This is a genomic window from Streptomyces sp. LHD-70 (genome assembly GCF_031157275.1).
Lineage (GTDB): Bacteria > Actinomycetota > Actinomycetes > Streptomycetales > Streptomycetaceae > Streptomyces.
In genome coordinates, this window is record NZ_JAVIFW010000022.1 from 65,593 (window position 1) to 78,142 (window position 12,550).

General features: G+C 67.9%; 11 protein-coding genes and 2 pseudogenes. 7 read left to right on the forward strand and 6 right to left on the reverse strand.

The genetic code is table 11. From position 1 onward, the window contains the following. Positions 1-413 precede the first annotated feature (413 nt). Both RCO28_RS32345 and RCO28_RS32350 read left to right on the forward strand, forming a co-directional pair. Positions 414-665, forward strand: a complete 252-nt coding sequence (locus RCO28_RS32345) for a hypothetical protein (RefSeq protein ID WP_308944888.1) — start codon at positions 414-416, stop codon at positions 663-665. Then, positions 604-1,533, forward strand: a complete 930-nt coding sequence (locus tag RCO28_RS32350) for an amidohydrolase family protein (protein WP_308944889.1) — start codon at positions 604-606, stop codon at positions 1,531-1,533. Before RCO28_RS32345 ends, RCO28_RS32350 begins: the two co-directional genes overlap by 62 nt. A 315-nt stretch (positions 1,534-1,848) precedes the next feature. Here the strand turns inward: RCO28_RS32350 and RCO28_RS32360 are convergent. Beyond that, positions 1,849-2,121, reverse strand: a pseudogene (locus RCO28_RS32360) (Glu/Leu/Phe/Val dehydrogenase dimerization domain-containing protein); the annotation flags it as partial. Positions 2,122-2,252: 131 nt separating this feature from the next. Next, positions 2,253-2,867 carry an SDR family oxidoreductase gene (locus RCO28_RS32365; RefSeq protein ID WP_308944935.1) on the reverse strand — a complete coding sequence of 205 codons (615 nt, stop codon included), beginning with the start codon at positions 2,865-2,867 and terminating at the stop codon, positions 2,253-2,255. A gap of 8 nt (positions 2,868-2,875) precedes the next feature. Between RCO28_RS32365 and RCO28_RS32370 the strand changes: the two genes are divergently transcribed. Together RCO28_RS32370 and RCO28_RS32375 are read left to right on the forward strand one after the other, a co-directional pair. Beyond that, positions 2,876-3,343, forward strand: a complete 468-nt coding sequence (locus tag RCO28_RS32370; RefSeq protein WP_308944890.1) for a LysR family transcriptional regulator substrate-binding protein — start codon at positions 2,876-2,878, stop codon at positions 3,341-3,343. A 246-nt stretch (positions 3,344-3,589) separates the two neighbouring features. After that, positions 3,590-4,906 carry an NAD(P)-binding domain-containing protein gene (locus tag RCO28_RS32375; RefSeq protein WP_308944891.1) on the forward strand — a complete coding sequence of 439 codons (1,317 nt, stop codon included), beginning with the start codon at positions 3,590-3,592 and terminating at the stop codon, positions 4,904-4,906. A gap of 280 nt (positions 4,907-5,186) precedes the next feature. Here RCO28_RS32375 and RCO28_RS32380 read toward each other — a convergent pair whose 3' ends face one another. Further along, positions 5,187-5,879, reverse strand: coding sequence for a GntR family transcriptional regulator (locus RCO28_RS32380; RefSeq protein ID WP_308944892.1), 693 nt, complete (start codon positions 5,877-5,879; stop codon positions 5,187-5,189). Positions 5,880-5,970: 91 nt separating this feature from the next. Here RCO28_RS32380 and RCO28_RS32385 point away from each other — a divergent pair, with 91 nt between their 5' ends. Continuing rightward, positions 5,971-6,891 carry an ornithine cyclodeaminase family protein gene (locus RCO28_RS32385; protein ID WP_308944893.1) on the forward strand — a complete coding sequence of 307 codons (921 nt, stop codon included), beginning with the start codon at positions 5,971-5,973 and terminating at the stop codon, positions 6,889-6,891. A 529-nt stretch (positions 6,892-7,420) separates the two neighbouring features. Further along, entirely contained in the window at positions 7,421-8,746 is a 1,326-nt protein-coding gene (locus RCO28_RS32390) for an MFS transporter (RefSeq protein ID WP_308944894.1), read from the forward strand. Between the two features lie 236 nt (positions 8,747-8,982). Here RCO28_RS32390 and RCO28_RS32395 read toward each other — a convergent pair. From RCO28_RS32395 to RCO28_RS32410, 3 genes and pseudogenes are all read right to left on the reverse strand, one after another. Next, positions 8,983-9,478 (reverse strand): annotated as a pseudogene (locus tag RCO28_RS32395) (hypothetical protein); the annotation flags it as partial. Between the two features lie 506 nt (positions 9,479-9,984). After that, a complete protein-coding gene (locus RCO28_RS32405) occupies positions 9,985-10,698 on the reverse strand; it encodes a GntR family transcriptional regulator (protein ID WP_308944895.1) in 714 nt (237 codons plus the stop codon). A gap of 106 nt (positions 10,699-10,804) precedes the next feature. Beyond that, entirely contained in the window at positions 10,805-11,665 is an 861-nt protein-coding gene (locus RCO28_RS32410) for a LysR substrate-binding domain-containing protein (RefSeq protein ID WP_308944896.1), read from the reverse strand. A gap of 70 nt (positions 11,666-11,735) precedes the next feature. On the opposite strand from RCO28_RS32410, the gene RCO28_RS32415 reads away from it, so the two are divergent. Then, positions 11,736-12,332: a short chain dehydrogenase gene (locus tag RCO28_RS32415; RefSeq protein ID WP_308944897.1), complete on the forward strand. Its 597-nt coding sequence runs from the start codon at positions 11,736-11,738 to the stop codon at positions 12,330-12,332. Positions 12,333-12,550: the final 218 nt, after the last annotated feature.

Genomic DNA, 12,550 nt, shown 5'->3' on the forward strand with positions numbered 1-12,550 from the left:
AGGGCAAGCCGTCCTACGGCTATCGTTTCGTCCGCGTGCTAATGGGCGGGCCGGTCGATCATGTGGAACTGCACCCGCAGGCGGCGGAAGTGATACGCCAAGTGGCTCGGAGGATCCTCGCGGACCCGGAGAACGTGACGCCCAGCAGTGAAGCAGCCCGCCTGAACCGCCTCGGCGAGACGCGTCGCTACGCCCGCCTGGTGACGACTGCGCGCGTCGTGCCGCTGAACGGCTGCGCGAAGCGGTGCGCGCGCAACTCGACGGCTCGGGCAGGCCTCAACCCGAGCAACCCCTGGCCACCATCCCTCGACAACGCAGCCGAGAGGCCGACGTAGAGGAACTGCTGGCTCTGTCCGATGCCCTGCTCGCGTCGCCAACTGACCCACTCCGTAAGCGAAAGGGAGCTGCTGCCCATGCTGATCACCGCCGCCCACGTCCTGGCCGGAGCTGACCTGCACGTCATCTCTGATGGAGCGGTCCTCGTACGAGAAGGCGCGATCGCCGAGGTCGGGCCGCGTGAAGAGGTTCAGCGTCACGCTCGCCCTGACGAGCCGCGCCTCGCGTACCCGGCGGGCACCGTGCTGCCAGGCCTGATCGACGCCCATGTGCACCTCTGCTTCGACGGCGTCGTCCTGCCCTGGAGCGTGGCGACCGACCGCCCGTGACTTGGGTGATCGCAATTGGCTTGCTCTGCGGCTGGCCCGGGCTGTAGTCGAGGGCCAGGCCGTCGGCCCCCGCATCGTGTCGGCGGGGACTCCCGTGACGCCTCCCGGTGGGCACTGCTGGTTCCTCGGCGGCGAGGTCAGCGGGGTGGAGGAGGTACGTCGGTTCGTGCGGCGCAACGCCGAGGCCGGCGCGGAGGTCATCAAGGTGATGGAGACCGGGGGTGGGCTGACCAAGGGCGGGGCGAAGAGCTGGGAATCCCAGTTCTCCGACGAGGAGTTGGACGCACTCGTGGAGGAGGCGCGTCGTGCAGGGCTTCCGGTCGCCGCGCACGCGCACGGGGTCGACGGCATCACCGCCGCGGTCGAGGCGGGCGTCGACACGATCGAGCACTGCACCTGGATGACCGAGGACGGCTTCGACGTACGCGAAGACGTCCTCGGCCAGATCATCGAGAAGGGCATCTTCGTCTGCCCCACGGTCAGCCCGCACTGGCCGATGCTGCCGAAGTTCTTCGGTCCCGAGCGGGCCGAGGCCATGTTCGACGCCGTAAGGACGATGGCTGAGGCGGGCGCTCGCCTGATCGCGGGCACGGACGCGGGCGTACAGCGCGCCGGGTTCGATGGCCTGCCCGGCAGCCTCACGTTCTACGAGCACCTCGGCCTGGCCAACGAGCGGATCCTCGCGATGGCGACCACCGAAGCCGCCCACGCGCTGGGCCTCGGCGGCAAGACCGGTCAACTCACGCCTGGCTACAGGGCAGACCTGCTCGTGGTCGACGGCGAACCGCTCGCGGACCTCCGTGCTCTCAGGGCCGTCGAGACCGTCCTCGCGGCGGGTAGGCAGCATGAGATCGGCTCTCATGCGTAACGGGGAAGCAGGAGTTGTTCAGGGCGGACGACCGATGGATGGAGAGAGATGGCCGAGATGCCATCTCACCGGTACAGCGGCTTGTCAGGCGTAGGAGGCCCTCGCCTGGCCTGGCAGCCAGGAGGGGGCGGCCGTACGTCATTGGCGGTAGCTGCCTTGGGACACGCTAGGTGGCCCTCTGACCCTCTGTTATGAGGAGTGCTCGAACACTGTGTCAGTGGCCTCGGCGAACCTAATCCTCAAGCTGTGGGGCCTCTGTGGCGATGGTGGTGGAGGTGCCATGTCCCGTGTGGACGGCGGTTTCAGGCGTGAGGGTGAGCGGTGGAAGCGCAGGCCGCCCTTGTACGGTCCGAGCGCGGAGTTGAACTCCACCCGGAAGCCCCGGTTGACCCGCACGTGTCCGGCGTCGTCGACCCACGGGACGCGGAAGACGAGCTGCCGATCCGGCTCGCAGAGGCGCTCGAGGACGCGATGGCGCACGTACTCGGGGCGCTGGGCGGGCACGGGTTCCAAGGACTCCAGGACCTTGCGCACGGCCTGGTGGAACTCGAACTGTCCGGGATCCCGCGCTTCGATGGCGGAGTGGATCCGCCGGTCAGGCGCAGTTCCTCGGCCTGAACGGACGGACGGTCATGGACGTACCTCCGTTGTGTGGCAGGGAGATTGGCCGCGGAGGGCGCACGCTGTTGCGCCGCCCTCCGCAGTCACGCCGGTCCCGGTCAGCGGACGGTGATGCCGCCCCCGAGAACCAGCGTTTCGCCGGTCATGTACGTGCCGTGGCACAGCTTCCACACCCAGTCGGCGATCTCCTCGGGCTGGGCGGCCCGGCCCAGCGGAACGGCCTTGACCGCCTCCGCCATGCGGCCGCCGGCCCGGGTGCCAGGGGGGTCGACCCAGCCGGGGGCAACCGCGTTGACGGTGATGTCGTCAGCGGCGAGTTCATGGGCGAGGGAGCGGGTCATGCAGACCACCGCCGCTTTCGAGGCGCTGTAGACGAGCTGGCCGGGAGAGACCGCGAACGCGTCGATGGAGGCGAAGTTGACGACCGACCCGCCGCCGGCGGCCCGCAGTGCGGGGACAGCTTCGGCAGTGATGTTGAGGGTGCCGAGGACGTTCACGTCGAAGGTGCGCCGGTAGGTCGCCTCGTCGTAGTCCGCGAGCAGGGTGGGCGGGTAGACACCCGCCGCGTTGACGACGGCACGCAGCCCGTCAAGAGAGCCGAGCGCGCTGGCCACGGCGGCCCGGTCGGTGATGTCCACCGGCACGGGCCGGAAGGCGGTGCCGAGTTCGACGGCCGCCTTCGCGCGACGGCGCGCTGGAGGCGGGCCTTGTATCCCTGCCGGTGGATGACCGCGGCCTCGATGTGAGCAGCGTCGTCTGGGCGAGCGAGGCGGTCTATCTCAGCATCGACCCGTCACGCACCACGGAACCGATCACGGTTGAGCGGCTGGCGGAGAGGCCGCTCATCCTTCCCGAGGCGCGCTGGGGCAACGCCGATCCCACCCGGCGACAGCTCCTGGAGCGTGCACAGAACGCCGGCGTGTCCCTCAGCCCCGTGGTCGAGGTCGAGTCTCCCGCGCTGGCTCTCACTCTCGCCGCGCGTGGCGTCGGCGACACCGTCATCTCCCTGCCGCTCGCCCGCTCCCTGGGGCACTTGGAGAACCTGCGCTGGGTGTCACTGGACCCTCCGCTGCCGGAGACGTTCGCGTTCATCACCCGTCGCGATGCCCATCTGTCCCCGGCCACGCGCGTGTTGATGGAGCTGGCGACGAAGCATCTGGGACGACTGGAGGTCCCACCGCCGCGGTGACCGGTCCCGTACCTGAGCCGACCTCGGCTCAAGGGGAAACCTATGGGCCTGCCGAAAACCGCGTATTCACCTAGGCCAGTAGCGGCGTGAATACTTTGGTCATCCTGACGGGCCGAACATACGCCCCCTGACCGCATCTGGATGCAGCGAAGCCCTCGCGCGATCCGCGGTTACCCGCCCCGGGTCCGCGAAGCAGCCGACGAGAAGGCTTCGGTAACCCCCGCCCGGACCACGAAGGGAACCTCCATGTCCCGCTACTGCGTCATCGGCGCCGGTGCCGCCGGCGTCTCCGCACTCCAGCAACTCCGCCGACGCGGCCACACCGTTGACTGCTTTGAGAAGACCGACCGGGTCGGCGGCCACTGGCACACCGACTACGACGCCCTGCACCTCATCACGTCGCGCGACATGACGGCATTCGAGGACTTCCCGATGCCCGCCGACTACCCGCACTTCCCCCGCCGCGACCAAGTGCGCGCCTACATCGAGTCGTACGCCCGCGAGCACGGCCTCTACGACACCATCCGGTTCAACACCGCCGTCACGAGCGTCGAACCGGTCGAGGCTCCCGAGGGCGTCACGGACGCGCGGACCGGGTCGTACGGCTGGAGGGTCACGACCAGCGCCGGGCACGACGAGATCTACGACGGCGTCCTCGTGGCCAACGGCCACCTCTGGGACCCCAGAATCCCCGATGTCCCCGGCGAGTTCACCGGAACGCAGATCCACTCCGGCACGTACAAGAACGTCTCCGATCTGGAGGGCGACCGCATCCTCGTCGTCGGCGCCGGCAACTCCGGCTGCGACCTCGCAGTCGACGTCGCCCAACACCGCCTGGACGCCGACATCGTCATCCGGCACGGCTCGTGGTTCCAGCCCAAGACCTACTTCGGCGTGCCGCGCCAGGAAGTCCCGTTCCTGGCAGACTTCTCGCCGTCCGAGCAGGACCTGATCAACCGCCTCATGGCCCGCCTCTCGATCGGCGAGTGGAACGCCTACCCGGGCCTGCCCAAGCCCGAGGGCGACACCCTCGCCGGGGGCCGCGCGGTCGTCAACGACCTGCTCCTGTACTGGATCCACCACGGCCGCATCACCGTCCGCCCCGGCATCGAGCGATTCGACGGCAAGACCGTCCACTTCAGCGACGGCACAGCCAAGGACTACGACACCATCCTGTGGGCCACCGGATTCAACGTCCGCCTGCCCTTCCTCGACGACTCCCTGTTCTCGTGGACATCGGGAGCGCCTGTTCGCTACGCCGGCGGCATCCTGACGGAAGACGTCGAGAAGCTGTACTTCATCGGCCTGATCGCTCCGCGCGGCCCGCAGATCCCGATCTACGGCATGCAGTCCAAGCTCGTCGCCACAATGATCGACCTGCACGAACAGGCAGGACCGGCAGGTGCCCCGGTCGCCCGATACCTCGCCTCACTGCAGGAGCCGGAGACGGGCATCGACGTGGTCCGTGACGGCTGGCTGCGACAGATGGCGGACACGGAACGCTTGCTCGCGGCGTACGAGACGTCCACAAGGAATCCGGCGTCTTCACTCCAGCCGGCGTAGAGCGCCGACGGGTCGTCACTGTCCAACCTCGTGGCTGCCGTTGATGCCGTCACGGGCACGCGCCACGCTTGAGAGCGCTTGCCGGGAAGGCGAGAACTCTCCCGGTGACTCCGAATTCCATCGCCAACATCACGTGGGGGATGGCAACAATTCTTGACACTGCGAGAGGGGTGCCCGCGAGTCCCGGGACAGACTTTGGTTCACGACTTCGTACTGCGATGACCTGAAGCAGCAGCACGGCCCGCACGCATCCGTACGGGCCGTGCTGGTCGAGCAGCGCTCAGGCGTCGTCTTCTGGCCGTCCGGCCCAGATGCCGCGGCTGTGGGCGAGGTGCTTGCGCATGAGCTCCGAAGCGAGCTCTGTCTCACCGGACTCGATGGCATCCACGATCTCGATGTGCTCCTCGCCGGAGCGCGTCAACTCTCCCTGGTGGGCGAGCTTCTGCAGACCCTGCATCCGGGCCTGGTCGCGCAGTTGGCTGACCATCGCCACCAGCCGCCGGTTGCCCAGGAGTTCGAGCAGTCCGAGGTGGAACTGCCGGTCGAGGTCGAGGAAACTCCGTACATCGCTTTCCCTGGCGGCCTGTGTGATCTGCTCGGCGAGCTGCCGGAACTGGGGGATGGGCTCACCGTCGAGGAGTGTGGTGACCTCGGCCATGGCGGGCGCTTCGAGCATGGTCCGAAGCCGGAAGATCTCCTCCAGATCGCGATCGGTCAGCTCCGGTACGCGGAAGCCGCGGTTGCGGATGACTTCGACGATGCCGAGATTGGCGAGGTCCATGACTGCTTCGCGGACCGGCGTGACCGAGACACCGAGGGTCGCGGCCACGTTGATGACGCTCTCCACCTGGCCGGGCTCGATCTCCCCGAGCACGATCCGGGTGCGCAAGGCCTCGCGGGCCTGCTCTCGAAGGCTGACCGACTTGAGCTGGGGAGTCTGGGCGGCCCTTGCTGCCGGGCGAGTTGGAGTCACGCCTAATGCATAACACGAAACAAACAGACCGTCGACAACGGCTCGGTTTAAGGTGTAATACCTTACTGGGATCGATTGGATGGAGAGAGAGATGACGACTGTCAGCGTCACCGCGCAGGAGATCCGTGAAGCCGTGTCGATGCCTGAAGCCATCGATGCCGTGCGCAAGGGCTTCATCGACCTGGCCAACGGCGAGTTCGAAATGCCCACGCGCACGGTGCTGCGAGACGGTCAGTTCCTCTCGATGCCGGCCCACCACCGGCCGACGCGGTCCGCCATGATCAAGACGCTCAGCCTGAACTTCGAGCGCACGCCCGCCATCACCGGCACCGTCGTGTGGAGCACCCTGGACCGGAGCGACCACCTCGTCGCCGATGCGGGTCCCGTCACCACGCTGCGTACCGGTGCCGTCGTGGGTGTCGCCACCGACCTGCTCGCCGCGCCCGACGCGAGCGAGCTGACCCTGATCGGCGCCGGCGGCCAGGCCCCCGACCAGGTGCGCGCCGTCCACGCGGTGCGCCCGCTCAGTCGGCTGACCGTGGTGGACGCCAACGCGGAGCGCGCCCGTGCGCTCGCCGAGACCCTGCGCGCCGAGCTGAACGGTACGGAGGTGCTGACCGCCTCCGACGCGACCACCGCCGTGCGTGACGCCCAGATCGTCTGCTGCGCCACCACCGCCACCAGCCCGCTCTTCCCGGAGTCGGCCCTCCCGGCCCAGGTCCACGTCAACGCCATCGGCGCCTTCCGGCCCACCATGCGTGAGCTGCCCGACGAGCTGCTGGCGAACAGCACCGTGGTCATCGACGAACTCGAGGCCATCCTGGAGGAGTCGGGTGAGATCATCCACGCCCTCGAGGCCGGAGCCATCACGCGCGACGACCTCACCGAGCTGGGCTCCGCGCTCATCGCACGTCCCGCCAACCTCGGCAAGCGAACCGTGTTCAAGTCCGTCGGCGTCGCCGTGCAGGACTGGGCCATCGCCCGCCTCCTGGCGGACAAGTTCCTCTGCTGACAACCGTCGGCGAGCTCCTGGGCCGGGGCCGATCCCGGCTCCCACAGGTCGCTCGTTGCTCGATCACCTCCTGAACTCCGCTCGGTTCAAGCGCCGTTGCCCGAGCGGTACCGGCCCCGGCCACCCGCACCAAGGGTGTCCGGGGCCCATACCTGCTGTTGTTCCTCCGGTCGATGCTCAGCAAGGGCTGAGGAGTCGACGAGGCGGCGTCGGTACACACGCCGGAGTGGCTGGTCAAACCGGGGGCGGAGGAGACTGAAGTCATGGGCGCGCGCGGATCCGTCCCGAAGTGGCCACGGTTCTACCACCGGTTCGCCGAGTGCTGCGGGCGGTTCGCCCTGCGAGCGCAACCTCTTGACGCGTGCTCCTGATTGACGCAGTATCCGGAGCCCCAGGCAGTGAGGTATTACGCCTCACTCGCGCGAGTGGGTCCAGGGTGAGCGCGCGGCCGCACGGATCCCTTTGAGAAATGCAGCCGCCAACTCACGTATCGCGAGGCGGACTTCGGGTCCGCAAGGGAGGGACGACGATGACATCGAGAACCGCGCCATCGCGCAGCCAGGGGCGCAAGGTCCTGCTGTCGAGCCTGATCGGCAGCACCGTCGAGTGGTACGAGTTCTTCGTCTACGGCACCGCGGCCTCCCTGGTCTTCAGCGATCTGTTCTTCCCCTCCGCCGACCCGCTGACCGGAACGCTGCTGTCCCTGTCGACGTTCGCCATCGCCTTCGTCGCACGGCCCGTCGGCGGAGCGATATTCGGGCACTTCGGCGACCGGCTCGGCCGCAAGTCGATGCTCGTGCTGACCCTGACGCTGATGGGCGGCGCCACCTTCGCGATCGGCCTGCTTCCCACATACGAGCAGATCGGTATTGGTGCACCGCTACTCCTCGTCCTCGTACGGCTGGTGCAGGGACTCTCGCTCGGCGGTGAGTACGGCGGGGCGGTCCTCATGAGCGTCGAGCACGCCGAGCCGCACAAGCGCGGCCTGTACGGAGCGATCGTCAACACGGGTGTCGGCTGGGGTCTGTTGCTCGCCAACCTCATGTTCCTCGCCCTGGCACAGCTGCCCGACGGTGCTTTCCACAGTTGGGGCTGGCGAGTTCCGTTCCTGTTCAGCGCCGTACTCGTGGCGCTCGGCCTGTTCATCCGGATGAAGGTCGACGAGTCGCCGGACTTCGCGGCTGTCAAGCGCAGCGGTGACGTCGCCAAGGCGCCACTCATGCAGGTGTTGCGCCATCACAGCGGCCTCGTGGTGCTGATGTGCCTGGCCTACGTGGCGACCGGTGCCGTCTTCTACATCGGCACGGTCTTCTCCCTCGGCTACGGCACCGACCACCTCGGTATCGACAAGAGCGCGATGCTCGGCGCGGTCATGGCCGCGACGGCGCTCACCCTCGTGGCCATCCCGTTCTTCGGCCGCTGGTCCGACCGGTCTGTGCGCTTCCGTAAGGGCCTTTTCCTCTCCGGTGTCGCGGGCATGATCGTGTTGCCGTTCCCGTGGTTCGCCCTTTTGGACACGGGTAGTTACGCCCTGGCTCTGGTCGGATTCGTGCTCCTCTTCACCGCCTGGTCGGCGACGTACGCGGCGATGCCCACGTTCTTCGCGCACGTCTTCCCGGTCGAGGTGCGCTACACGGGCCTCTCGGCCGGCTACACCCTCGGCACCGTCCTCGGCGGCGGCTTCGCCCCGATGATCGCGACCTACTTGCTCGACCGCACCGGCCACTGGTCGGCAATCGCGCTCTACTTGATGCTGGCCGGGGTGGTCTCCTTCCTCGCTGCCTGCTTCCTGCGTGAACGCGCGGACGAGCCGGCGGTGGGCAACCTTGCCGTGAAGGCCAACGCAGTCCGTTGAATGGACTCACCGACGTGCGGGTTGGGGCGCGCCGGGGCGTCGGCGGTTCGATGTGCTAATTCCTCAGTGCTCTGGCGGGCTGAGTGGGGTGGTGAGGCGCGCGCTACTGCGGCAAGTGCCGAAGTCGTGGGATGTCGCAGCGAGTCAGGAGGTGGTTGCCGACGCCACTTGTTTTATTGCTCGTTGGAGCTGTGATGCCCAGCTCGGTGTGTGCTGCGAGCGTGATCCGGATCTGATCACCCACGGGCCGCTGAGAGAGTCGGAGTGTCGAAGAGTTCGTGTTTCGGTGGGTGCAGTAGGTGCTGGGTGATGAAGGAGCGACCGGCGACTCTGCGGTGGCGGCGCCCGTGGTGAGGGCGGAGACGGCTTGGGTCCGAAGCCGGTCAGGGCCAACAGATGTACTTCTGAGGCGAGTTGGTTGGCTCCCCGACGGTAGATGATTCGGGTGGACCAGTCGGTGTGGAGGTCCCGGCGAGGTCGTGACCTCGGGAGTCGACGTCGCCATCGATTGGGAGGCGCTCAAGCGGTGGATGGCCATCACGTTGGCGATGCAGAGGCTTCGGGAGGGATTCCACTGGCTCTGCATCCGCTCGAGGAACCGGGGAAGCCCGTAACAAGGAGGCGCATGACGCGCCAAGCCTCGTCGAAGATCCAGCGGTGTCCTTCGGCGACCGGCGTACCCACGGGATCGGTGCTCAAGCGCATCGATGCCAAGGCGGTGGAGACCCAGGCCCGAACCACGCACGACGAGTCGGACGTCGATGGCTTGGTGCCGGAGGCGGAGCCGGACGTGGTGTAGACGCCAGCGGTGACCGGAGCGCCCGATCCGACTCAGGCAGCAGCGGGTGGTTACCTGAATGGACCGTGGGACGCTACGCGCCGACCTTGCGGTGCTTGAGCCGGGCGTAGGTGCCCGTCGTCTGATTCACCTGCTCGGTGATCCGGTAGACGTCGTCCGCGGCAATGTTGTTCACGTTGGCTGCCGATGCTGAGGCGCCTTGTGCGTGGAAGCTGCGGCACGCAGTGCGGACAACAGGAAGCGGGCGTCGCGTACCGGAGTAATGGCCCGCTTCCGGTAGGCAAGAGCGAGGCCGCGGAGCGTCAAACGGCGCACCCCGGCCTCGACATGTTGGTAGCGAGCGGAGTCTCCGGAATAGCCCCGGCCTTGGCTTGTGTGGAGCAGGCGTGAACCGCGAGGGCCTCGGGTGGGCAGTGGCTGTATGTCACCGCTGGAGGCCTCACGCGGCTGGGCCCGGCCCCGCCTCGCGCTTTCGTTCGGCGATGATCTCGACGAGCTCATCAGCGCTCGCCTTTGTGTGGCGCTCCACCTCAGCCTCGATGGTTGCGGGGTCGCCACCGAGAATGGCGTCGATCAGCCGTTCGTGCACGTGCAAGGCCCGATCGGGGTCGGACCGGGTGCTCTCGTCGACGGCGATGGCGACGTTGATCTGCGCTTCCACGGTCGGCCAGAGTCGCTTCAGCATGGAGTTGCCGGAGGCGTCCCAGATGGTGCGGTGCAGCGCCACGTGGGCCTGGTGGAGGCGTGTGGCGTCCTGGGAAGCGTGCGCGGCGCGGTACTCCTGCCACGCCGTGTTCAGCCTTGCCTTGCGCGAGCCGTCGGGGTCCTCGGCAACCGCTCGCGCCGCCAGCGTCTCCAGGGCGACGCGTACGGCCGCGATGTCGGTGATGAACTTCTCGTCGATCGACGGGACGACGACCCCGCGGTAGGGCTGCTGCTCGAGGAGGCCTTCGTGGATCAGCTGGTAGACGGCTTCACGCAGGGTCGGACGGCTGACTCCGAGTTGCTGAGCGACATGCACCTCGCGCACCCGTTGGCCGGCCTTGAGCTCTCCGGCCAGGATGGCCCTGCGGAGCTCGTCGGCCACCGCGTCCCGGCGCGTCTGGGTGGTGACTGGCCTCGGGCCGACGGCCTGGTCGCCGCGCTCACTCATGGAACCTCCGCAGATTGTCAGACCACAATTCTAGGGGACGGTCGGCGGCGATGGGTTGGATCCGGGGTGCAGGAGGGTGACGGTGGTCCCATGAGCCACAGCTCAGTTACGGGGTGGTGTCGGCCGTCGTGCTCTGCAGATGCTCGAGGAAGGGAAGCGTCGCCGGGTGGCTGGGAGTGCGAGGCCAGGCCAGGCGGACCGTCACCGGGGGTGCGTCCGCCAGGGGAAGGTACTGAACCCCAGGGTGAGGGTGGCTGTGTTCCGTGCCCTCTGCCGTGACGCCCAGCGCCTCGCCGGTGGCGATCAGGGTGAGCCACTCGTCCACGTTGGCCACCTCACATGTGCGGGGGCGGCCGCCCTCGGGCCATAGCCCGGCCGTCGTGGCGGCGGTGGCGCACAGCACCACCGGCCGGTCGGCGAGGTCGGCAAGGCGTACGGTTGCGCGACGCGTCAGCGGATCGCCCTCCGATACGGCTGCCAGGCGCCTTTCCCGGTACAGCGGCAGAACACGGAGTCCGGTGCCCTTGGCGGGAGCCGTGCGCAGGAGCGCCGCGTCGACCTCCCCGCGGCGCAGCGCCGCCTCCGGATCGTCGTGACGGTGTACGCGCACCGGGGCGTCCGGACGCTTCTCGCGCCAGGCGCGGAGCACTGGCACTGTGCGGTCGCCGAGCGTGGACCAGGCGAACCCGATGCGCAGCGGCCGCTGTCCCGCCGTGGCCTCCGTCAGTGCGTCATCCAGCTGATGGAGGATCAAGTGGGCCCGCTCGTAAAGGCGTTGGCCGGAATCTGTGAGTGTCAGGGTGCGGGTGGTGCGGTCCACCAGGCGTACGCCGACCCGGCTCTCCAGCTGCTTCAGGGTGCGCGAGAGCGCGGGCTGGCTGATGTGCAGTGCGGCCGCGGCGTCGGTGATGGTGCCCTCGTCGCCGATCGCGGCCAGGGCTCTCAGGTGCCGGAGCTCCACATTCATAACCCTGGAGCATAAGTGCTCCACCACAGGCATTTCCCTGACCCATCGGGCCGCGCCTAGCGTCGACGCCATGAAGATCCTTCTCATCGGCGCAACCGGCAAGCTCGGCACGGCCGTTCACGAGGCACTGGCCGCCCGCAGTCACGAGATCGTCACCGTGGGGCGTAGCGGCGGTGATCTGCAGTACGACATCACCGACACCGCACAGGTGACGGAACTCTACGACCGGGTCGGCCAGGTAGACGCGGTGGTCAGCGCCGCAGGTGATGTGCTGTACAAGCCGGTCACCGAGATGACTCCCGATGACTACACAAGTGCCTTCCGCGGCAAGGTGCTCAGCCAGATCGACCTCGTGCGCCAGGGTGTTTCCCGTATCGCGGAGCGGGGTTCCTTCACTCTGATCACCGGTGTGCTCGCCCACGAACCGATCCCCACGGGCAGTGCGGCCTCCATGGCCAACGGAGCGCTCGAGGCGTTCGTCCGCGCCGCAGCCATCGAGATCGCCCCGCAGCGCATCAACGCGGTCAGCCCCACCGTCTTCACGGAAAGCCTCGCCAAGTACGGGGACTTCTTCCCGGGTGTGCCCTCGGTCGCCGTCGCCGACGTCGCTCAGGCCTACGTCCGTTCCGTCGAGGGCGCCCAGACCGGACAGGTCTACGCGCTGTAGTCCATCCGTCTGCGTTCTCGCAGGTCAGGGGCCCCGCATGAGTGGGGCCCCTCTTTTGCGTGCGCCTGCGGTGGGTGTCTTGCGAGCGCAGCGTGCCCCGTCGGCGACTGCGTGGAACGTCATGCACAAGAAGTTCACGCTGACTTATTGACTCGCCGCTGCGGCGAGCTTAGCGTCACTTCCATGACGCAGATTGTTTGACAATCTGCCCCGCGGGC

What these genes read in the sequence shown, in the direction of transcription:
- RCO28_RS32405 (WP_308944895.1), bottom strand. Translation starts at nt 10,698, where the DNA reads ATGAGTGAGCGCGGCGACCAGGCCGTCGGCCCGAGGCCAGTCACCACC.
- RCO28_RS32415 (WP_308944897.1), top strand. Translation starts at nt 11,736, where the DNA reads ATGAAGATCCTTCTCATCGGCGCAACCGGCAAGCTCGGCACGGCCGTT.
- RCO28_RS32345 (WP_308944888.1), top strand. Translation starts at nt 414, where the DNA reads ATGCTGATCACCGCCGCCCACGTCCTGGCCGGAGCTGACCTGCACGTC.
- RCO28_RS32350 (WP_308944889.1), top strand. Translation starts at nt 604, where the DNA reads ATGTGCACCTCTGCTTCGACGGCGTCGTCCTGCCCTGGAGCGTGGCGA.
- RCO28_RS32375 (WP_308944891.1), top strand. Translation starts at nt 3,590, where the DNA reads ATGTCCCGCTACTGCGTCATCGGCGCCGGTGCCGCCGGCGTCTCCGCA.
- RCO28_RS32410 (WP_308944896.1), bottom strand. Translation starts at nt 11,665, where the DNA reads ATGAATGTGGAGCTCCGGCACCTGAGAGCCCTGGCCGCGATCGGCGAC.
- RCO28_RS32390 (WP_308944894.1), top strand. Translation starts at nt 7,421, where the DNA reads ATGACATCGAGAACCGCGCCATCGCGCAGCCAGGGGCGCAAGGTCCTG.
- RCO28_RS32385 (WP_308944893.1), top strand. Translation starts at nt 5,971, where the DNA reads ATGACGACTGTCAGCGTCACCGCGCAGGAGATCCGTGAAGCCGTGTCG.